General features: G+C 52.8%; 22 protein-coding genes and 1 riboswitch. Of the genes, 11 read left to right on the plus strand and 11 right to left on the minus strand.

The genetic code is table 11. The annotated features are described in order from the left end of the window. The gene (locus IPH19_02655) at nucleotides 1-408 is read left to right on the plus strand and encodes a hypothetical protein (protein QQR61330.1); all 408 of its coding nucleotides are present in this window, start codon (nucleotides 1-3) and stop codon (nucleotides 406-408) included. Here the strand turns inward: IPH19_02655 and amrB are convergent. From amrB to IPH19_02675, 4 genes are read right to left on the minus strand one after another with little or no spacing between them, the layout of a single operon-like run. Further along, nucleotides 405-1,334: an AmmeMemoRadiSam system protein B gene (gene amrB, locus IPH19_02660; protein QQR61331.1), complete on the minus strand. Its 930-nt coding sequence runs from the start codon at nucleotides 1,332-1,334 to the stop codon at nucleotides 405-407. The two genes, IPH19_02655 and amrB, sit on opposite strands and share 4 nt — an antisense overlap. Beyond that, nucleotides 1,331-1,501, minus strand: coding sequence for a hypothetical protein (locus IPH19_02665; protein QQR61332.1), 171 nt, complete (start codon nucleotides 1,499-1,501; stop codon nucleotides 1,331-1,333). Before IPH19_02665 ends, amrB begins: the two co-directional genes overlap by 4 nt. Beyond that, entirely contained in the window at nucleotides 1,498-6,570 is a 5,073-nt protein-coding gene (locus IPH19_02670) for an Ig-like domain-containing protein (GenBank protein ID QQR61333.1), read from the minus strand. Before IPH19_02670 ends, IPH19_02665 begins: the two co-directional genes overlap by 4 nt. Beyond that, nucleotides 6,554-7,135: a sigma-70 family RNA polymerase sigma factor gene (locus IPH19_02675; protein ID QQR61334.1), complete on the minus strand. Its 582-nt coding sequence runs from the start codon at nucleotides 7,133-7,135 to the stop codon at nucleotides 6,554-6,556. The genes IPH19_02670 and IPH19_02675 overlap by 17 nt, the downstream gene beginning before the upstream one ends. A 58-nt stretch (nucleotides 7,136-7,193) precedes the next feature. Here IPH19_02675 and IPH19_02680 point away from each other — a divergent pair, with 58 nt between their 5' ends. Next, nucleotides 7,194-7,463 (plus strand): hypothetical protein, encoded by a 270-nt coding sequence (locus IPH19_02680; GenBank protein QQR61335.1) that lies wholly within the window; start codon nucleotides 7,194-7,196, stop codon nucleotides 7,461-7,463. Nucleotides 7,464-7,505: 42 nt separating this feature from the next. Here the strand turns inward: IPH19_02680 and IPH19_02685 are convergent, their stop codons facing one another. The 3 genes from IPH19_02685 to IPH19_02695 all read right to left on the minus strand — a co-directional run bounded on the left by IPH19_02685 (nucleotide 7,506) and on the right by IPH19_02695 (nucleotide 9,390). Continuing rightward, the gene (locus tag IPH19_02685) at nucleotides 7,506-7,868 is read right to left on the minus strand and encodes a DUF559 domain-containing protein (GenBank protein ID QQR61336.1); all 363 of its coding nucleotides are present in this window, start codon (nucleotides 7,866-7,868) and stop codon (nucleotides 7,506-7,508) included. A 167-nt stretch (nucleotides 7,869-8,035) separates the two neighbouring features. After that, a complete protein-coding gene (locus IPH19_02690; protein QQR61337.1) occupies nucleotides 8,036-8,809 on the minus strand; it encodes a hypothetical protein in 774 nt (257 codons plus the stop codon). A gap of 80 nt (nucleotides 8,810-8,889) precedes the next feature. Further along, nucleotides 8,890-9,390 (minus strand): methylated-DNA--[protein]-cysteine S-methyltransferase, encoded by a 501-nt coding sequence (locus IPH19_02695; GenBank protein QQR61338.1) that lies wholly within the window; start codon nucleotides 9,388-9,390, stop codon nucleotides 8,890-8,892. Nucleotides 9,391-9,562: 172 nt separating this feature from the next. On the opposite strand from IPH19_02695, the gene hflX reads away from it, so the two are divergent. The 3 genes from hflX to IPH19_02710 are packed head-to-tail and all read left to right on the plus strand — an operon-like array spanning nucleotide 9,563 to nucleotide 12,558. Further along, nucleotides 9,563-10,693: a GTPase HflX gene (gene hflX / locus IPH19_02700; protein ID QQR61339.1), complete on the plus strand. Its 1,131-nt coding sequence runs from the start codon at nucleotides 9,563-9,565 to the stop codon at nucleotides 10,691-10,693. 33 nt (nucleotides 10,694-10,726) lie between these two features. Beyond that, entirely contained in the window at nucleotides 10,727-11,098 is a 372-nt protein-coding gene (locus IPH19_02705) for a DUF3592 domain-containing protein (GenBank protein ID QQR61340.1), read from the plus strand. A gap of 5 nt (nucleotides 11,099-11,103) precedes the next feature. Next, nucleotides 11,104-12,558 (plus strand): HD domain-containing protein, encoded by a 1,455-nt coding sequence (locus IPH19_02710; GenBank protein ID QQR61341.1) that lies wholly within the window; start codon nucleotides 11,104-11,106, stop codon nucleotides 12,556-12,558. Nucleotides 12,559-12,575: 17 nt separating this feature from the next. Here the strand turns inward: IPH19_02710 and IPH19_02715 are convergent, their stop codons facing one another. After that, complete coding sequence (locus IPH19_02715; protein QQR61342.1) at nucleotides 12,576-13,028, minus strand: hypothetical protein; 453 nt, start codon at nucleotides 13,026-13,028, stop codon at nucleotides 12,576-12,578. A 113-nt stretch (nucleotides 13,029-13,141) separates the two neighbouring features. On the opposite strand from IPH19_02715, the gene IPH19_02720 reads away from it, so the two are divergent. Both IPH19_02720 and IPH19_02725 read left to right on the plus strand, forming a co-directional pair. Further along, nucleotides 13,142-13,720: a superoxide dismutase gene (locus IPH19_02720; GenBank protein ID QQR61343.1), complete on the plus strand. Its 579-nt coding sequence runs from the start codon at nucleotides 13,142-13,144 to the stop codon at nucleotides 13,718-13,720. Nucleotides 13,721-13,783: 63 nt separating this feature from the next. Next, nucleotides 13,784-14,227, plus strand: a complete 444-nt coding sequence (locus IPH19_02725; GenBank protein ID QQR61344.1) for a low molecular weight protein arginine phosphatase — start codon at nucleotides 13,784-13,786, stop codon at nucleotides 14,225-14,227. Between the two features lie 48 nt (nucleotides 14,228-14,275). On the opposite strand, the gene IPH19_02730 is transcribed toward IPH19_02725, so the two are convergent. Continuing rightward, on the minus strand, nucleotides 14,276-14,656 hold the full coding sequence (locus IPH19_02730; protein ID QQR61345.1) for a cupin domain-containing protein: 381 nt from the start codon (nucleotides 14,654-14,656) through the stop codon (nucleotides 14,276-14,278). A gap of 125 nt (nucleotides 14,657-14,781) precedes the next feature. Then, a riboswitch (SAM riboswitch) is annotated at nucleotides 14,782-14,886 on the plus strand. Between the two features lie 69 nt (nucleotides 14,887-14,955). On the opposite strand from IPH19_02730, the gene IPH19_02735 reads away from it, so the two are divergent. Both IPH19_02735 and IPH19_02740 read left to right on the plus strand, forming a co-directional pair. Continuing rightward, nucleotides 14,956-16,008, plus strand: coding sequence for a methionine adenosyltransferase (locus tag IPH19_02735; GenBank protein ID QQR61346.1), 1,053 nt, complete (start codon nucleotides 14,956-14,958; stop codon nucleotides 16,006-16,008). 7 nt (nucleotides 16,009-16,015) lie between these two features. Beyond that, nucleotides 16,016-17,251, plus strand: a complete 1,236-nt coding sequence (locus tag IPH19_02740; GenBank protein QQR60312.1) for an SH3 domain-containing protein — start codon at nucleotides 16,016-16,018, stop codon at nucleotides 17,249-17,251. Nucleotides 17,252-17,286: 35 nt separating this feature from the next. Here IPH19_02740 and IPH19_02745 read toward each other — a convergent pair whose 3' ends face one another. Next, the gene (locus IPH19_02745; protein ID QQR60313.1) at nucleotides 17,287-17,547 is read right to left on the minus strand and encodes a hypothetical protein; all 261 of its coding nucleotides are present in this window, start codon (nucleotides 17,545-17,547) and stop codon (nucleotides 17,287-17,289) included. Nucleotides 17,548-17,646: 99 nt separating this feature from the next. Here IPH19_02745 and IPH19_02750 point away from each other — a divergent pair, with 99 nt between their 5' ends. Further along, a complete protein-coding gene (locus IPH19_02750; protein QQR60314.1) occupies nucleotides 17,647-18,093 on the plus strand; it encodes a hypothetical protein in 447 nt (148 codons plus the stop codon). 48 nt (nucleotides 18,094-18,141) lie between these two features. On the opposite strand, the gene IPH19_02755 is transcribed toward IPH19_02750, so the two are convergent. Next, the gene (locus tag IPH19_02755) at nucleotides 18,142-18,450 is read right to left on the minus strand and encodes a hypothetical protein (protein ID QQR60315.1); all 309 of its coding nucleotides are present in this window, start codon (nucleotides 18,448-18,450) and stop codon (nucleotides 18,142-18,144) included. Nucleotides 18,451-18,533: 83 nt separating this feature from the next. Between IPH19_02755 and IPH19_02760 the strand changes: the two genes are divergently transcribed. Continuing rightward, entirely contained in the window at nucleotides 18,534-19,922 is a 1,389-nt protein-coding gene (locus tag IPH19_02760) for an ABC-F family ATP-binding cassette domain-containing protein (protein ID QQR60316.1), read from the plus strand. Nucleotides 19,923-19,950: the final 28 nt, after the last annotated feature.

Here is a 19,950-nt window from a genome sequence, read left to right on the forward strand (position 1 = left end):
ATGCAACTTCCTCAAGAACTCCAGCACTTTGAAAATCCTTCACTTATCCTGGTTGCCGATCATGTGCATGCTCAGTTTTGGCTCGCTCATGGAGAGACCTTGGAAGAGGTCGATGTGGTCGCACTCCCCAAAGATACGCATTCCGATAATGAGGGACTTGTGATTGGACAAGAGCTCTCCGATGACAACCGCCTGCACGAGTATATCCATTTGCTCGTTGATCGCTTGGAGCAAATTATGGGTGAAGGCGTGGCCGATTCCCTCCATCTCGTTATGAGCGCCGACTTGGCCAATGCCGTGCTTGATCACTCAAATACAGAGGTTCAAGAACAGGTTGGAAAACAATTGCACCTTGATTTGATGAAGGAAGAGCCGCTGGAAGTCGTGAAGCGTTTGTTGGCGGCCTAATACCAAAAGCCAACGAGATAGGTCGTTGTGAAGCCACTCGAGCCTGCGTAGTCGTTGGAGATCGCTTGGTCGATCAGGAGCCAGCGCTTGGGGCGTAAAGCCCCGATGGTGGCGGCTATGGCGGGTCCGTTATCGGTGAAAGCGTCTTTGGCCGAGGAGAAAAAATTGATATCAGAATCGACGAGGGCCTGTTTGGTAGCCTCGTCGTTTTTGATTGCGACGGAATCGTCCAGATAATGCGACATGTCCGAAGATACGAGGATGAAATTTCCGCGCTTGGATTCACCTTCGAGCCACTTGGCGAGCTCTGCTCGTTGAGCATTGGTGATCGAGGACTTTATGACGACAGGAACGATCGAAGCATCAGGTAGAACGCGGTGCAAAAACGGTATCAGTACGCCGACTCCATGCTCGCGATCAAAAAGTACCGTACTCTCCCCTGCCGTTGGGACTGCTTCGAGGAGTCGGTCTACGGATTTTTCATCGACAGTGACGATGGCGCCAGCTGTTGCATAGGATTTGCGATGCGTTGTAACGGGCGCGCTACCTGCGTTGAAATGATCAGGTGACAAGATGATGACGGTTCCTGTTTGGGGTCGACAGCGAGCCAACTCGCGCATGACTTTTACAATGAGATCGGAAGCTAATGCGTGATGGTTTACGATGGCTCCACGATAGGACTCGCAAGCACGTGTTTCAAACCGGGTTGACCAAGCCGATTCATACAGTTCCGGCACGAGAAATTTATCTGCGTCGATTGGGTAGGTGTCAGGTTTCAGGTTTCGGTTTTCAGTGAAGCCAGAGACCGGCTCCGTTTTTTCTGCCACTGACACCTGAAAACTGACACCTGAAAACTGCCCTCGGTATGCCAAAAGCCCCGCGAGAGCGAGGCTTAAGGCAATCAATGGAATGATGAGGCGCTTCATTTCACGATAACAATTTCATCTTGGCCGACCGAGGCGATGGATGGATATTGGCTGTGCTGGATAAGAGGCGCTTCTGCAGTGAATGTTCCGCGCGTGACGACGCGTGCCGTATAGCGGATTTCATCAGCCCGCTTACCACAGTGCATGAAGGAGACCGCGCCGTTCAAAGATTCATACGGATACCAGTCGGTGGTGTATTCATACGGATTTCCGAGTACGGCCTGCCAGCCACCCGGGAGATTATCCGTGACTTGGTAGCAGCCATCGATGGCTTTGGCTGTGAATTCCGGGCGGAGCGTGATGGTGACGGTATCGCCTTCACGCAAGTCGGAAAGGTTACGGTTGTCACTCGGGCGATAGGTGCGGCCGATGGCGACTTCTGGCTTGATTCCGGCTTGCCTGGCGTGCGGCGCAAGAAGCTGACTGTGACTGGTCCATCGACCGAGGTCACACGGAAATTGCGGGCTTCCGCTGCCGTAAGCGTCAGACGCTGTACCGGCTCGTCCTTGAAGAGGAGCGTTCTGTCGTCAGAACCTAGGGTGTAGGTGAGTTTAATCTCTCGATCAAGGACGGTAGGAAGGACGGACTTGATATAGCGAGCTTTGGCGAGCACCGGGAAAGCATCGCTGCTCCAGATGGAATCGACGTAGCGGCGGAGAGCAGCGGATTTTGGATGCGCGAGTGCTGCCGCGAGAGCGGCGGCGTCAGCGGAAGCCTCGATGTTGTCTAGCTCCGCGTTGGAGACTTCGAGCCATGTGAGATTATCACGATCGACAGAGCGGGCTAGCAAGCTTTCAAGCAAACCGCGAGCGCGTTCACGGTCGCCAGCAGCGTTCAGGCCGCGGGCAATCGCCAATTGTTCACGCCAGGAGAGATCTTTAATGTCAGCGGCGGTTTGCAAGCTTGGCAAGACAGGTTCACCGAGAGCTGCGAGACCAGAAAGTGACTGTAGTTGAATTTCACGGCTTGAGGATTTGTCATCGAGACGATTCCAGAGCGAGGCGGCCATGATTTTGGCGTCGATAAGCTCTGGAAGTGAAGCGGCAACCTCTGCTGTCAGCTCGATGTCCGTGCTGCCGTATGGCAAGAGATACATTTGTCCGTCTTCACTCTGATATTTGGCGGCGTCGGCGGACAACTCTTGATCTGTTGGCATCATGTCCAATTTTTCTCCATAGGTTTCGCGCAAGGTACGCAAGGCATAGCGCTGAGCGAGCTTGGCATCGGAACGGCTGGAGCCGGACCAGATCAGATCGTACAAATACGGGAGAAGCATGGCACGATTTTTGGCTGTAAGAATGATTTCTGCCTCCGCTTGTCCAAGTTCAAAGATCGCTGATCCTGGAGCTGCGTCGGCGGAGACAAACTCGTCTTTCAGGAAGCGCGACGAATCAATGGTGAGCTCACGTTCAACGGCATCATTTCCTTGGGCTGACTCGACGCCGATCACGACCTTGTGACGACCAGGAACGAGCGTATCGATCGCGACATAGGACGGTTCAAGAGCCTTGCCAGTTACGCGTGCCGAGCGCAGACCAAGGGAAGGTGCATCAACGATAAAGGTCACGGCTGCGCCTTCTGGAAGACCAGCGCCATACGCACGGAGTTTGAGAACAGGCTTATCCGAGATGAGGAGGCGCGGAGGAAGAACCGCTTCCACGAATACCGGTTTGGAGACGTTCACGTCGAGGCGGCCGGAACCGGCTTCAAGCGCGCCGGACAAACCGACGAGCTCCAAACGCCAGCCCGTAATATTGTCAGGAGCTTGGAAGGAGAAGCGACCTGTTCCATTGCTATCGGATTCGACGACTCCAAAGGCGGCTGTGTCTTTAAAGTTTTTGCGTGCCGATGATTGAAGCGCTCCGTTACCGCCGCCACCTTTTTCTGCACCTCCAAAACCGTCATAGATTTCCTCGTGAGAACGGGCCGAGAAGATGAAGCCGTCTTGGACAAAGCCATAGAGAGCATCAAGCGGACGCGCTGGATCATCGTATGAGAGAGCGAGAAGAGCTTTGTCGACTGCCGAGTAGACGAATTTCAAATCACGAACTGGCTGACCTGTTGATTTGAGATTTGCCGTGACCGTGACATTCACATTTTCACCCGGCATGTAGCGTTCTTTATCGGTTTTGGCCGTGACTTCCAGCTCGCGATCCGCGGCGCGGAAGAACGCGGTGTTGCGTACCTCGACAAATCTTCCGTTCTGCCAAGTTACGCCGTAGACCTCAACGTTTGGGATCATGCCCATCTCCATACGGAATGGGTAGCGGTTGGAACTTAGAACTTTCACGTCTTTCAGGCCGCGGCTGGCGAGCAGGTACAAGACACCCGGAGTTTTGGAGACATCCAGAGGATCGTTTCCAATGCGGAACTCGGCGGACAAATCTTGATCGAGCGGGTAGCCTATGACGGTTGCATCGCCCTTGGATTCTGGAAGCAGGGCGAGAGATGGCTCTTTGTTTTCATCCGGGGTGTAGCGCGCATAGGTACCGTAACCACCTGGCCAGACATAACGAATCTCACGCAGGAGGCGGCCCGCGTCATCGCGAGCTTCTGCGAGCAAGATATAGTCCTTAGCCGGATCCATCGTGAAACTATAGGAGGCTTGGCCGCGGGCGTCCGTCGTTACCGTAGCGCGGGTCGCTGCCTCATAACGCGCCTCGTAGCGGAATTGCTCAATGTTCTTCTTCTCGATTGTATCGTAGTAGAAGCCGGTAGAGATACGCTCCCAGCGCCAAGGAATAACCGTGATGTCAGCCGGATGATTGGCCCAGACATTAGAGCGACCGGCGTCGTTAGCTTCAAATGCATTATGCCAAAGCTCGATGACTGCATTCGCCTGTCTATCCTTTACCGAGAGGTTCATGTTCATGCCGATTTCACTGCGGCGCACGTTCACACTCGCGCTGCCGCGAATATCCCCTTCTTCACCCGTGGTCGGACGAACTTCGATCGAGAGGCGGTCCTCCGGATAACAAGAGAGGTAGTAAGGGTCGCGCATCTGTGTCGTATCTGGAATGACGGTGCCGCATGGCACGTTCGTCGGCTTCACTTCAAAACGGGCGGTGCCGTTGGCATCGGTTTCTAGATCGAGAACCGTGTCCCCGCTCGGGATACGGGCTGACAACTCAAGCTTCTGACGTGGTACAGGAGTGCCGTCAAAAAAACGGACGCGGACTGTTCCAGTCAGAGTTTCGCCAGAGTAGATCGACAAACGGTCTGGTACGACTTCAATACTGTAAGCCGGCTTGATGAACTCACGCACTTCAATGCTGCGCGAGGAAATCGTGCGGTTGTTGCGGCGCAATTCAATCGTGTAGTAGCCCTGCGAGAGCTCGTCCCAAGCGAGACGGCCTTCAAAGCGACCGGCAGCATCGACGTTAATGTCCTGCTCTTGATAGACTTTCTCGTTTCCGGTGCCAAAATCGATCCAGTAATTTGATTTGCGCAGGCGGATGCTCAAACGATCGGAAGGGGCGCGGCGGCTTTCACGATCTTGGGCGAGTCCGAAGAAGCGGAGCTCATCGCTTACGCGATAGAGAGGTCGATCGGCGTACAAGTAGCTGACGGTGTCAGAAATAAATTGATCCGGGTTACCAAAATCAAAGGCGTAGATGTCATATGACTTGCGAAGCACCATGAGCGCGGAGATAGCCCCGTCGCCGACTTCCAAAATCGTAAATGGATAGACATCGCCAGGCTTGGTCGTCGTGCTCGTGAGTGCCGATGGGGTCTCAAGACGACCCAAACCGTTACCATCGGTGTTGGTGGTCTTGCCGTTCAAGCGGAGCGGCAAATTGGAGAGCGGACGATTGGTTGCCGGATTTACCGCCCAGACCAAAAGCGTATCTTTGTCGGCCTTGAGATAAGCAGCGGCGTTGTTGACCTGGATAAAGGTCCATGAGGCGCGGACGCTACGCGAGGCAACCGGATCAAGCCGGACGGCGTAGTAACCAGGTTCCTGGATCGGAGGGAGAGCGATGGATTTTTGATAGTCTTCGTCGATCAATTTGGCATCGGCTTTGAAAGCTTCTGTTTTGGCGGCCTGCTCAAAATCGGCGTAGCGCTGCTTCTCGGCGACAGTCCATGATGGGATCGTTAAGCGCTTTTCAAGAAGAGCCTTAGCTTCCTCGCGCGACAAGCGATATCCGGTGACGCGCATGCCCTGAAGGGCGGTCGATACGCCGTATGGGAGGCTGATGGAAATGTCTTTTCCTGGTTCAAACTGATAGCGCTCGCTTACTGGAACAAATACAACATCCGACGCATTGGCGAGTGATGGAGCATCGGTTTCAAAACGGAGACGGATATCATCATTCAATGCCAGTTCGCTGCCGGCGATATTGAAACCTTTTTTCAGGACGACTTCGTAGCGCGTTCCATCGGCCAAGGGACGCTTGGGAACAAAGGTGAGCGTACGGCCTTGGGTGCGGAACTCGCCCTCGACAGAAGGAGAGATGGAAAAATGGGCGGCCGGGTCGACCCAACCGTCGCGGGAGAGCTTGAATTCGATACCGGTATTCGTCGGGACGCGGCTAGCTCCGTCGCGCGGGATCGAAGAGAGAAGACGGAAGTCGTTTTTGGTCTGGAGAGCCCAGGAAAACTCGCGCGCTTGGGACTCGCCGTTCTCGGAGATAGCGGTGGCGATGGTGACGCGATAAATCTCACCCGGAGCGAAGGATTCTTCCGGAGTAACCTTGAAGGTGTTGTTGCCCGTCGACTCGATAGCGACATCTACCGGAGGGACAATGCGCAGAGCTTGGCGAAGCTCGTCGGTTGTGACATCGACTTTGGAGGTGACGGTGAGCGCCGAGTTAGCATCCATGCCTGCGGCGTCAGATTTGTCGGCCAAGACCGTGAAGGCATCAGCAGCGTGGGCGGCCGGGATCGATAAGGCGCGGACAATCGAGACTGGGCGGACGCCAGAGAGGCCGCCTGGGCGATTGGTGACCATGATCGCCAAAATAAGGACGGCAGCAAGGCCGGCAACGGCGAATGTTGGCCAAACGGGCAGGCGGAAGCGCGTTTTAGCTGCTTTGGCTGGCGCTTCTTTTTTGGATGGGGCGGGCATAGCGAGTTTTTTGGTGGCTGAGACAAGAATTTGATCGCGAATCGAGGCTTTTTTAACGGGATCGAGCGTTTCTGATGGTTTTTTGGCCAAATCCGAAACCGCCCGTGACGTTTCTTGGAACGGACGGGACTCTAGGTCATGACGACGGTTAAGGGGTTCGGACATAAGTGGCTAGATATTTGGTGCGCAATCGACCCAAGGCGCGATAGACGAGAACGGATGCGTGATTGGGCGTGATGTCCATCGTCTTGGCAATTTCTTCCGGTTCCATGCCGGCAAAGAACTTGAGGTCGAGGATTTCCTGATCGCGCGGCGACATCGATTTTATTATTTCCACTATTTTGTCGCGCTCAAGGGAAAGCTCGGCATGCCAAGCAGGTTGATCGATCGGAGAGGGCGGGTCCCAGTCTTCCTCGACTTCTACATCGAGACGGACTTTGGCGCTGCGCCAGTGATCCGTGAGTGCGTTGGTGGCGGCGCGGAAGAGATAAGCGGAAAGCGAGACGCCTTGCCATTCGATACCAGGAAGATTCTCGATGAATTTCATGAAGACCTTGGAGACGAGGTCTTCTGCTGTTTCTTTGTGACCGCAGCGCTTTAACAGGAAACCGTAGACGCGATCTGCGTAGCGGTCATAAATAATGGCGACGGCCTGCGGGTCAGATTTTGCGCGCATCAAAAGCGCCTCTTCCGATTGAACACTTTCATTGTGCGATGCGCTATCTGACATAACGATCCGTCTTGCGGATGATGACGCCAGCATAGCAGATAGGCTATGATCCGGTCATATGATCCATCTCGACACCTTGAATCGGGGCGAACTGTTCAATGAAATTGCGGAATTGGCGCGGGCGCAGGGAGTGAACACAAAAGATGTCTGGTCGCAGCTCGTGAACGAAGTTTTGGATAGCCACTTGTCCGATGCGGAGCTTGATCCGGATAGCGATTTGATCGGACTCAAAACGACACTTACCGATATGTGGGAGGTCTACGAGTCAACGGCTGGAGAAGAGACATCTGACGCGATCGCCGAAGATCCGGAGAAGCCGCATGCGTAAGCACACGCCCCAACTGTACCGCCCCCTAGCCCCCTCCTGTGCTCAGGAGGGGGAATCGTATCCTTCGATACATTGTATTACGTGCTTAAGGTTTGTTTTTAGTTCTTCGTTTGTGAAACGAAGAACATGGATGTTGTGCGCTTGGAGAAATGCGTCGCGCTCCTTGTCGTAGCACTCTGTATCCCTTTCTTCATGGATTGGTCCATCGATCTCGATAGCGAGACGGGTCTTTGGGCAGTAGAAGTCCAAAACATAACGATCGACTCCGTATTGTCTCCGGAATTTCATTCCTCCTAAACGCCTGTCTCTGAGATATTCCCACAACGCTCTTTCGAATATCGTCGACTCTCTGCGAAGTTGCCGTCTTAGTTCTTTGTGAGAAGGATCGTTATAGAGTTTTTGCATATTGTTTTGTTTTTAGAACATCCCCCTCCTGAGCACAGGAGGGGGAATGAGGGGGCGGTACAGCTGTTAAATCAAGCACATCACAACTGCAGCTCCTAACGCCATCGAGACGATGCTAATCGAGACGTAGATCGCCCATGGCTCTGGCGGATTGTCTTGCCAGAAGTTCATGGGGAGATCAGGTCTGCGGGGCAATGCGCAAATGAGTCATGCGTCATTGCAAAGGCAACGGGTGCGAGGGCGCGGAGACGGGCTTCACGGATCATGAGAGCGTCTTCCGGGTGATAGCCGGCCTCGGCGGCGAGTTCCGGCGGCGTGAAGATGTAGGAGCGGCCGCGAGAGACGATGTAGAGTGCGGACTCGGTTTGCACGAGTGTACCGTCGCGCAGGTTGAAGTCGGGATCGATGTCTCGGAATGATGACCACTCCGTGGTAACAAAGTCGTACCAGTCGATCCAGTCGGGATCACGGCCCCAAGAGCGCATGGCTTCCGGGGACGTAAGCCGTCGCTCCATCAAAGACCAGTTCAGGACGTAGAGATTCTCGTCTTCACCGGCGCCGTAGTAAGGAGCCCAGTCGAGGATATCGGGGATCCAGAGCTCGTCTTCATCGCCAGGGAGACAGCGCTCTTCCTCGGCAGTCATGGGGATGGCGTCGCCGTCATCGAGACCGGCCTCTCCGAGGAGATCGTCACCCGGAACAAAGACACGGCGGCCGCCGACCGCGACCATCCAGAGATCGCCGCGGTGGTCGGCGAGGAGGGTGCCGACGGGGTGGGTGCGGGGCCAGCCGTGGGAAGGATCATGGATTTCGAATGGCGTATGAAGAGTATGAGAGGCGTCGGGCATGAATCCCCCGTCTGCGGGCTGTGCGGACGCTCCATTCTCCAATACGCATGCATTCAGAAACAGGAACGCAATCAAACAGCCGATGGTGCGCATCGATTTCTCCTTGAAGGTAGCAATACTTGCTACCTTCTACTCCGTTGGAATAATTTTATTGTTTTGTCAAGCCCTCATCATTAAGAATCTTGTTCCCAATCCAGCATCTCTTGTTTTCGCTTCAATCCCCAGCCAAACCCGCCGAGGCTGCCGTCGCTGGCGAGGACGCGGTGGCATGGGATGAGCACACCGATGGGATTTTTACCGCAGGCAGAGCCGACGGCGCGGAACGCGTAAGGCGCACCGACCGCTTTTGCGACATCTTTATACGATTTTGTTTTGCCGAATGGGATCGACATCATCGCTTTCCAGACTTTGATCTGAAAATCCGTGCCCTGGATTACAAATGGGACATTCTTTTTAGCTTTTGATTTTGTAAAAATCTTGGCCACGAATGGCTTTACCGCTTTATCGTCGCGGATGAGCTCGGCTTGAGGCCAAGCGCGTCGTAGCTCGTTCATTACCTTGCTCTGGTTATCGACAAAAGAGAGTTTGCAGAGCTTTTTATCGAGCGTCGCGATCAAACAAGAGCCAAATGGTGACGGGACGATGCCGTATGCGATTTTCAATGCGGATTTCATGCGGGAACCTTAAAGCATTTGCCTAAATCGTCCAAATTACATAGATTATTCTTATGAAGAAAGAGATCCGGCGCTAATACCAACACTGATTCACTCAGCGCCGGAATTGAAATAGACCCGCTTGGGTCTTTATTTTTACACTGGATTCCAGCGTTCGCTGGAATGACAATATATGCCTATTATTCCAAATAAACCGAGAGCCATCCTGATTGATGTCATTCCCCCATCGATGGATGAGAAGACGGCTAAGCGCCGTATTGAAGAGTTGGAATTGCTCACAAAAACGTATGGCGGAATGATCATCATTAAATTGATGCAGAAAAAAGGAACACCGGATTATCGTACCTATCTTGGCGGAGGAAAGATGGAGGAAATCATCGAGCTTGCGAATAAAGAGAAGGCGGAAGCGTTGATCATTAATAATCTCCTCAAGCCGGGGCAGATGTTTAATGTGAATGAGGCGTTGCGGAAAGCAAAATTGAACATGCAGGCTTGGGATCGAGTCGATTTGATTTTGAAAATTTTTGATCGCCACGCAAAAACGGCGGAAGCAAAACTACAGATCAAACTGGCAGCCATCCATCACATGGGACCGCGTATTTACGGTATGGGTATGGAGCTCATGCAGCAGAAAGGCGGAACCAGTACGCGCGGCGGACAGGGTGAAACCAATACCGAGTTAATGAAGCGCCACTTGTTTGAGCAAGAGCAAAAAATTAAGCGCGACTTGGAGCGCGTAAACGTGGCGCGCAAAGGTCATCGTGCACGACGCGACCGCGTGGGCTTGAAAACGGTGTCCGTTGTCGGATATACGAATGCCGGAAAGTCATCACTGTTGAATGCGCTGACAAAAAAAGGCGCGTATGTGGCCAATGCCTTGTTTGCGACACTTGATACGCATGTCGGAAAGATCTGGATTCCGACGAAGGATGGTCGCGGGAAAGAAATCCTTATTTCAGACACAATCGGATTCATTCAAGACTTGCCGCCGCAGCTGATTGACGCGTTTCGATCGACCTTGGATGAAACGATTGATGCCGATTTGCTTTTGCATGTGATCGACGTGAGTGACAAACACGTGCATGAGAAAATTAAAGAAGTCGAGCAGGTACTAAAGCAGATTGGTGCGGATGCGATTCCCAAAATCTATGTATTTAACAAGATGGATTTGGTCAAGCGTAAGCCGGCAAAGATTGTGAAAGATGAATACAAGGCATTCCAGCCCGCGTTTGTCTCAGCGCATAGCGGAGTAGGTCTTGCCGAGCTTAAGACACTCATTGCCGAGACCCTTGGCTTGGATTGACCGTTGGTCGGATTCCATTACACTTAGCTGCATATGGAACTCCTCACGATCCTCTTCCCGTTTGCCCTCGTTGCCCTCATTTTTGGAGCCATGATTTTTATGGCTGTTCAAAGAGGCTTTGAGATGAAAGAGCTTGTTGAACAAGGCGTTGAAACACAGGGTACAATTATCAGTAAGCGTTCGGTTTCAGCATCTCGCGCCTCTTCACGCCGGCAAAAACTCGCCTATCGCTATACGGATCGCCAAGGCAGCTCGCATGAACACACTTCAATTGTCACATACGATGCCTATGACCAATACGAAGTCGGACAACCGATCGAGATCGTCTATTCCGCCAAGCGTCCGGGAGTAAGCGCGGCAAAGTACATGGTCGATCTGGCGCGTGAGACGATGCAGAAGAAATAATCGACATGGAGCTCGCACAAGCCATCGATCTTATTAAGCGCTCGATACCGAGCGCTTATCTTGTCGGTGGTTTTGTGCGGGATGAATTACTCGGGATTACATCGAAGGATGCGGATATTGAGGTGTTTGGGATGGCGTCGGAAGAGCTGGAGAAGAGGCTGCATGAGCTTTTTGATGGAAATGTCGTAACGGTTGGACGGTCGTTTGGCGTTTTCAAGGTTATGCTCGGTGGAGGTGTCGACGTTGATGTGGCGATTCCGCGTCGCGAGTCAAAATCAGGAAAAGGCCATAAGGATTTTGTGGTTGAAGGTGATCCGACAATGACCATTGAAGAGGCGGCGCGACGTCGAGACTTCACGATCAACGCCATGTATCGCGATTTGGCGAGCGGAGCGCTTGTTGATCCGTACGGAGGCGCGGATGATCTTAAAAACAAGGTCTTGAAGGCGGTGGAGGTGAAGACGTTTGGGGAAGATCCGTTGCGCGTGTATCGCGCGGTGCAGTTTGTGGCGCGTTTTGGGCTAACGGTTGAAGAAGAAACGTTTGAACTCATGAAAGGCATGGTCGAGGACGGCGAGCTTGATCATTTGCCGGCGGAACGCGTGACGGGCGAGATCAAAAAACTCTTGCTACAAGCCGAGCGACCCTCGATAGGATTTGAGGCGATGCGCGCCCTCGGGATTATCGAGATGTATTATCCGGAATTACTGGTTTTGGAGGATACGCCGCAAGAACCGGACTGGCATCCTGAGGGAGATGTTTGGATTCATACGATGATGGTGGTGGATCAAGCGTCACGCATCGCGCGTCACGCGTCTTCAAATCCGTTTGAACAATTCACGGATGAGGAGAGGCTTCAGATCGTACTAGGTGCGCTTTGCCATGATTTGGGAAAGCCATCGACCACGGCGATTGGAGAGAAAGATGGCGTACAGAGAATCCGCTCGCTCGGACATGAAGAAGCGGGGGTTGAGCCGACAAAATTGCTTTTGGCCAAGTGGACATTTGGTCAGGCGGCATTGGAAGCGGCGCTTGCATCGGCTAAAGAGCATTTGAAACCGGGAATGTTATCGATGACCGTCGACAAAGGACAGATGAATGAGGAGCAATACGTAAATTCCGTGCGCAAGCTTTTGAAACGGATTCATCCGATCTCTTGGCGCATTTTATTGGCGATTGCCGAAAGCGATTATCGCGGCAGAACCATTCCCGGAGTCGACACGGAGCCCTATCTTGCCGGCGAGCGCATGCGCCAAACGATCCGCACGTTCAAACTCGATGAAGCGCCGACGAAGCCGCTCATTTCCGGCAGCGATTTGATTCCGCTTGGCGTGAAACCGGGTCCGGGGATGGGTGAAATTATTAAAAAGGTCGAGACGGCACGCGATGCGGGAGAAATCAAGACACGGGAGGAAGCGCTGGAGATGGCAACAAACATTTTAAAAAGCCCGGCCGAGTGATGGCGGGGCTTTTCAGATCAGAGATCGGGATGAATTTCAGGAACGCGCGAATGTCGCGGGCGCTTGGCGAGCAAGACGGCGACGAGGCCGCGCATGTAATCCCTCCCTTTGAATCGGTAGGTGGATGCGCTCCCGTCGATCAGGACGAGGCTGCGCCGTTTGTAGATGAGGAGGCCGGGCTTGCCGAGCATCACCGCCGTTTCAAGCGGGTTGTACAGCTTGGAACGCGCTTTCAAGCCATCCGCGACTCCGCAGGTGTAGTGCTCGGGAGCACGCGTCTCGCAGCCGATAAGTCCGATCAGGTCGATGGCGGTTGCACCGTTCACCGATGCGTTGGCGTCAAAGGCGTGATAGAGATAGTCGTCACTGACGAGACCGTTCTTGCGGAGCGATTCACGGAACAGCGCCACGAGCTTGCGGCGCTCCCATTCATCACCGATGTCGACACGGATGAGACGGAAATCTTCCATCACTCCTCCAAAGGTGCACTCCGACGAATCGGAGGACAACTATTGCATCACCCTGATTTGGACGTGTCAATCCCATTTGACCCTTGGACAAGCACAGGGCATGCTGTCGTCGTATGAAACAATCCTATACCGCAAAAACCTTTGCGCTCGGAGCTCTTGAAGGACTCTCGGAGACGCAAATCGCCGAGCATTTGAAACTCTATGCCGGCTATGTGAAGAACACGAACGCGCTCATGGAGAAAGTCGCGGCTCACAAGCAGAACTCGGAGGCGATGGCTATCGAACTTTCAGAACTCACGCGCCGATTTGGTTTTGAATTCAACGGCATGCGCTTGCACGAGTATTACTTTGCGCAATTTGAGAAGTCGGAAGGCTCTGCTGATAAGCTAAAGATGACGCTTGAGGCTCAATACGGTTCATTCGACGCTTGGAAGAGCGAGGTATCCGCGATGGCTGTCATGCGCGGTATCGGCTGGGTGCTTACCGTCGTCGACGAAACAAATGGCAACCTCTTGAATGTCTGGGTAAGCGATCATGAACTTGGTCAGCTCGGCGGACAGAAGATCGTGTTTGCGCTCGATGTTTGGGAGCATGCGTACACGGTCGACTATAAGCCGACGGAGCGTGCAAAATATGTGGAGGCGTTTTGGAAGAATGTAAATTGGCAAAAAGTGGAGGAACGGTACGCGTAACAATGCGCAAAAACCCTTGACCATGTCGAGGGTTTTTGCTATACAAGCGATCCGGAGGTGAATGTGAATCTTTTGTTTGTTTGCCGCGGCAACACTTGCCGTAGCGTGCTCGCGCACTACATCGCGGAGGTGCTGGTTCGCAGCCATCCGGTCAAGCAGAAACCATTGATCCGCTCTGCGGGTGTCGAGGCTTGGCCTGGGATGACGGCGTCGTCCCACACCCTACAGGTTCTCGCCAAGGACTATGACTACGATGCGAGCTCGCACCGAGCGAGCAAGCTCACGCCTGAGCACATCAAATGGGCGGACGTGATCTATACGATGACGACCGCCCGCCGCGACCAGATCACGACCCAATTTCCCCAAGCCGTCGCCAAGCTCAAGCTCCTGTCTGCCAAGATTCCAATCGAGGATCCGATCGGTGGTGATGAGACCGTGTACCGCGAGCTTGCAAAAGACATCGAGCAGGCTCTCAAGGTGCGCTACCTCGAGCTCGGCATCTTCTGACGAAATAGCCCCGACACGCATCTGCGTCGTCGGGGCGTTGTGTTTTTTTTAGTAATGCTCCGGCTTATGCTCGGCTTCATCCAAAGTTTTGTGAATCGTGCCAATCTTGTGACGAGGCGGGGCGTAGATGGTGACGATTTTAAGATCTTCCGAGCCGGTATTGATGAAGTTGTGACTTGTGCCACGCGGAACCATGACGAGGGTGCCGGCGTTAATCGGACTTTCTTCACCGTTCAAGACGGCTTTTCCTGTGCCGGCGACGAACAGCAGGTTCTGATCGACGTCATCATGGACTTCTTCCCCCACTTCACTTCCGACGGGGATGCTCATGACCACGACTTGGGAGTCTTGCGCTGTTGCGACCTCGCGGCGATAGAAGGCGTTGTCTTTGGCTATGGCGACGATGTCGCCGGAAAAGGGTTTGAACATATGTAAGCATGGTAGCACTAACGGAAGTGCCCTGGCTCTCGCCTTCTTTCTAACGCAAAACACCTACTCAAAAGGAGTTGACCGATGATGGAGAACTCCTCATTATAGAGATGTTCTTTTCCAACTCATTATCAAGAGCGCAGACGAGGGTTTCTGGCCCAATGACTCTGCCGGCAACGTATCCATATGGACAACGTGCCAATTCCAGCCCTTATCGGGACAGATAACGAGTTCGAAATGGAATTTCATCGACTCTTCCGTCCACGGGAGAGCGTTTTTTTAATCTTGTTTTTTCCTTTATGCCTTTATTGCCATCGACCTACACCGCCGAAAGCGTTACTTCCGGACATCCTGATAAAGTTTGCGATCAAATCTCGGATGCGATTCTTGATACGTGTCTCGCGCAAGATCCCACGAGCCGTGTGGCTGTCGAGTGTCTTGGCTCGCATGGGCTACTCGTCATCGCCGGAGAAGTTACAACGCGTGCGGATTTTGATGCGGAAAAAATCGCGCGAAACGTCTACCGTAAAATTGGTTATGAGGATGATTTGGAGGTACGGGTCCATCTCACCAAGCAATCGCCGGATATTGCGCAGGGCGTTGATCCGGGAGGCGCGGGCGATCAAGGAATTATGTACGGTTTTGCCACAGACGAAACGGCGGAATATCTGCCGATAGCTAGCGTGGAGGCGCATCGCCTTGCAAGGACACTGGAGCAGCTCCGCAAGAACGACGCCGCTTATCACTGGTTACGACCCGACGGAAAAACGCAGATCACCATTCAGGATGGGAAGATCACAGACGTCTTGATCAGCACACAACATGCGATCGAAATAACGCAGGAAGAGATCGCGCGAGCGCTTGAGCCGTTGATCGATCCGATTTTGGAGAAAGGACATAGACCGCGTTTCCTTGTGAATCCTACGGGGCGATTTGTCCTTGGTGGATTTACCGCCGATGCCGGATTAACCGGACGTAAAATCATGGTTGATACGTATGGCGGTGTCATACCGCATGGCGGGGGCGCGTTTTCCGGAAAAGATGCGACCAAGGTTGATCGCTCAGCGGCGTACATGTGCCGGTTTGTGGCAAAAAATCTTGTGGCAAATGGTCACGCCAAGGAGTGCCTGGTTTCTGTTGCTTACGCCATCGGTATGGTTGATCCGCTGATGGTGTATGCCATAGACCAAGACCGAAGACCTATCGACAAGCACTTACTTGATTCCTTTGATTTTCGGCCGACAGCTATCATGGAGCGGCTTGGGTTACGACAGCCAATTTTCCAACAAACTGCCGCGTATGGGCACTTTGGTAAGGCCGGATTGCCGTGGGAAGATGTCGTGGTATGCTGATAGAATTATGTCTCCTCTAACAATAAGCAGACAGCTAACAGCGACCCGTTTTGTGCTCATCGCCTCGATGCTTCTTGTCGCGCCGATCGCCCATGCGGGAGATTGCGGTGCCGACCCTGTTTACGAGCGCAATATGACCGGCACGCCGACCGTCGGACTGCGTGTGCGCGATATTGCTTGTATGGAAGGCTCCAAAGTTTTGACGACGGTATCTGCCGGCACCTCGGTGAAGATCATCGGTGAGACGGATGGTTGGTATAAGGTGAAAATTGGCGATACGGTTGGTTGGATGGGAGCGTCGCTTATCAAAGTGACAAATGGCAACGCAAATTCTTCCGATAAAGTCGTGAAGGAGGTAAAGGCGGAATCGAAGCCGACGGAAATTGGAAAGAAGACGATTGTCGGAATTTTGGAGAAGGACTACAAGAGCGTTGAAGCTGGCAATAAGACGCTCGTGAATCGATTGAAGGATAAAGTGCTGCTCCGCGTGCAGAAAGGCGGAGAAACTTGGTATGTTGAAAAAGATGGCAAGCTCTCCCGCGTGAAGATGTATGACAAGAACATGTTCAAGCGTTCGACTGACGTTAAGAAAGAAGTAAAAAAAGAAGAGGTGAAAAAGGAGTCGCTGCTGGGCGCGGCAGGGAGCATCGTCCTCCGTGGCGAAATATTGCCGGGTGGCGTGAAACTTATGTGGAATATTACGGGTGACAGTTCCAAGGGTTTTAAGATAGTGAAGTCGGAGAAAGCGCTACCGGAATATCCGGGTGATGCGGCAGAATATGTCGATGGAAACACGCGCTCCATCACGCGCTACGGGCTCTCGGCTAAGACGTATCACTTCCGTGTGTGCCGATATACGGGAAATGGCTGTGACGCATACAGCAATGATCTTGAACTGACGATTCCGGCGGGCGAGAAGAGTGAAACATCGAACAAGTATGAGAAAGTTGAAGGAGAGTTGAAGCTCGAGGCGGCGGTTTTGCCGGGCGCGGTTGCGCTCTCGTGGACCAAGCGCACATCGGACTCGTTTGAGGGGTATAAAGTTGTACGATCGACGTCGAATGCCGATCCGAGCTACCCAAGCGATAGCTATATCGAGTATCTCCCCAATCGTGAGAGCCTCACATACATCGATGGCGAGGCAATTCCGGGCAAAACGTATTACTATCGAATTTGCTCAATCGAAAGCGGCGAGCCGGTTGCGTGCGGAAATGTCGTGAAGGTTTTAGCAAAGCAGCGCTAGTCAAAAATACCCCCGCAGTGCTGCGGGGGTATTTTTTATTTGTCATCTTTGCCCCAGCGCCAACGCGGTGGCTCGCCTGTTTTGTAACTGATATAGATTAATACCGCTGTCATCACAAGAGTCTCGGCTACGAACTCGATCGTGTTTTCAACCGGAGGCATGTCTGTCGACATCAATCGCCAAGCATTAAGACCGAGAAGTACTACCCATAACAGGATCATCAACCAACCCTGCCATGTGGCGGGATACCAGCCGTAGCCGTAGGTTTTGGCCTTGAACCAGATGGGTCGCTTCATACAAATCCACGTTACTCCTTTCTCTTGAAACGTCGAACCCGTTGACATGCAGCACGCTTCGTGCACAATGCAAATGCACGATGAAAAAGGGAGCGTGCCATGAAAAAACCGTTGAAGATCCTGTTTGTTTGTCGAGCGAACCTCTGTCGTAGCGTCATGGCTGAAGGCATCGCGAAGAAACTCGCGAAGTGGGACAAGGCTGAAATCAAGTCGGCTGGGACAGAGGCTGAAAATGGTCTGCGAGCCGCGGATATCGCTATCAAGGTGGCAGAAGCAGATATTGATGGCGTGTACCTACGTGACCATCGATCACGCCGCCTCAACGCTGAACTCGTCGATTGGGCAGACATCATCTACCTCCCGACCACACGCCGCCGAAGGCAGGTCGAACACATGTTCCCCGCTGCCGTCGAGAAGGTCCGCATGATCGATGAGCAGCGTGATTTCCCCGATCCGATCCACGCTCAAGACCGCGTGTTTTACGAGCTGTACGCGCAGCTCAAAGTCGCGATCAAAGAGCGTTTTACCGAGCTAGACATCCTCTGAACGCAAGAGCCCCCGAACAACTCTGTTCGGGGGCTTTTCAGTGGCGCATCAGGCGCGATAGGTTCTTCGCAGCTCGATCTCGGCGAGCTGCTGTCGGAGTTTGTAGAGCTCGACTTGATCGGGCTTTCGCTCGATCTCGGCGATGCGGGTGCGGATCTCTTGTTCGCGCGGATGTATCAGGCGGAACGGAGGGAGCTCGAGGTAGCGCTGGCGCAGCATCTGCAGAGCAACGAAGGCGATAACGCCAGCGATATTGCTCATCTTCAGCGGCACTCCGCACAGATACAGCAGCCCCGAGATACTGACTGAGGCTACGACAATAGCCAGATTCACGATTGCTCGGTCGTACTTGTCCATGTGTCTCCGCTCTTTATGTAGCCAAAATATCGAGTTTTGTCAATCATTGACCCTGAAGCCAAAACAGCCCAATATACGCAGAAATGGCTACGATTTTGTCGACGGAAGCGCTTTCAAAGGCTCATGGGCCGTTGATGCTTTTTGAGAATGCGACACTTTCTTTTGATGAAACAGACAAGATCGGATTTATCGGGAGGAATGGTGCGGGCAAATCGACCTTGTTGAATATCATCACCGGACAGGAGGAGGCGGATAGCGGGAGCGTGTCGAGGCATCCGAATTTGCGCATGGGCTATTTGAAACAGCTCGATGATTTTACTGAAGGTGAGAGCGTGATCGGATTTATGCAGCGCATGAGCGGGAAGCCGGATTGGTTTTGTGGAAAGATTGGCGCGCAGTTTGAATTGAAGAAGGAGAAGCTGGAAACAACAATCGCTTCGCTCTCCGGCGGCTGGCAGATGCGCGTGAAGCTCGCGGCGCTTTTGTGTCAGGAACCGAATTTTTTATTGCTCGATGAGCCGACAAACTTTCTTGATCTTAATACTCAATTATTGTTGGAAGCATTCTTGCGCGATTGGCATGGCGGATTTTTGATCGTGTCGCATGATCGAGAATTTCTTACAAACACCTGTACGCACACGCTCGAGCTTGAACACGGATCGTTTACATTGTTTCCGGGCGATATCGAGACCTATCTTGCCTACAAAGAAGAACAGCTTGCTTTCAAGATCAAATACAATCAAAAGATCGATACGGAAAAGAAGAAACTCCTGTCATTTGTGGAGCGTTTTGGCGCGAAAGCCTCCAAAGCGACGCAAGCACAGTCCAAATTAAAGCAGATGCGGAAGCTGAAGACGATTGAGATCAAGCATCGACTCAAAACGGTGCGCATCGTGATTCCCAAGGTTGATCCTCGGAAAACGTTTGCCGTGAAGGCGGCGCATTTGTCTATTGGCTACGGCGACAAAACGATCGCGAAAGATATTCAGTTTGAAATTGATCGCGGACAGAAAGTAGCATTGCTCGGACAGAATGGCGCAGGTAAATCGACATTACTCAAAACGCTAGCCGGACTGCTTGAGAAAAAAGACGGAACATTTGCGTGGAATAATCGGACTGTATTTGCTTATTATGATCAGCACACGGCCGAGCAGCTACACCCGCAAGATACGATCTCGAGTTATTTGACTCGGCAGATGGCGATCGATCTTGAACCGGAAGTGTTGATGCGTATGGCGGGAAACTTTTTGTTCACGAAAGAAGATTTGGATAAAACGATTTCCCTTTTGTCCGGAGGAGAACGTTCACGCTTGGCGATGGCCGGGATTCTTTTGCGCAGACCCGACGTGTTGCTGCTCGATGAACCGACGAACCACCTTGATCTTGAGACGGTAGAGGCGCTCGGTGCCGCCCTTAAGGCTTGGAATGGGACGGTGATCTTTGTGTCGCATAGCCGTACGTTTGTGAACTGATTGCTACACGCATTCTTGAGGTTCGCGA

This window comes from Candidatus Uhrbacteria bacterium (genome assembly GCA_016699205.1).
GTDB lineage: Bacteria > Patescibacteriota > Patescibacteriia > 2-12-FULL-60-25 > 2-12-FULL-60-25 > CAIXDN01.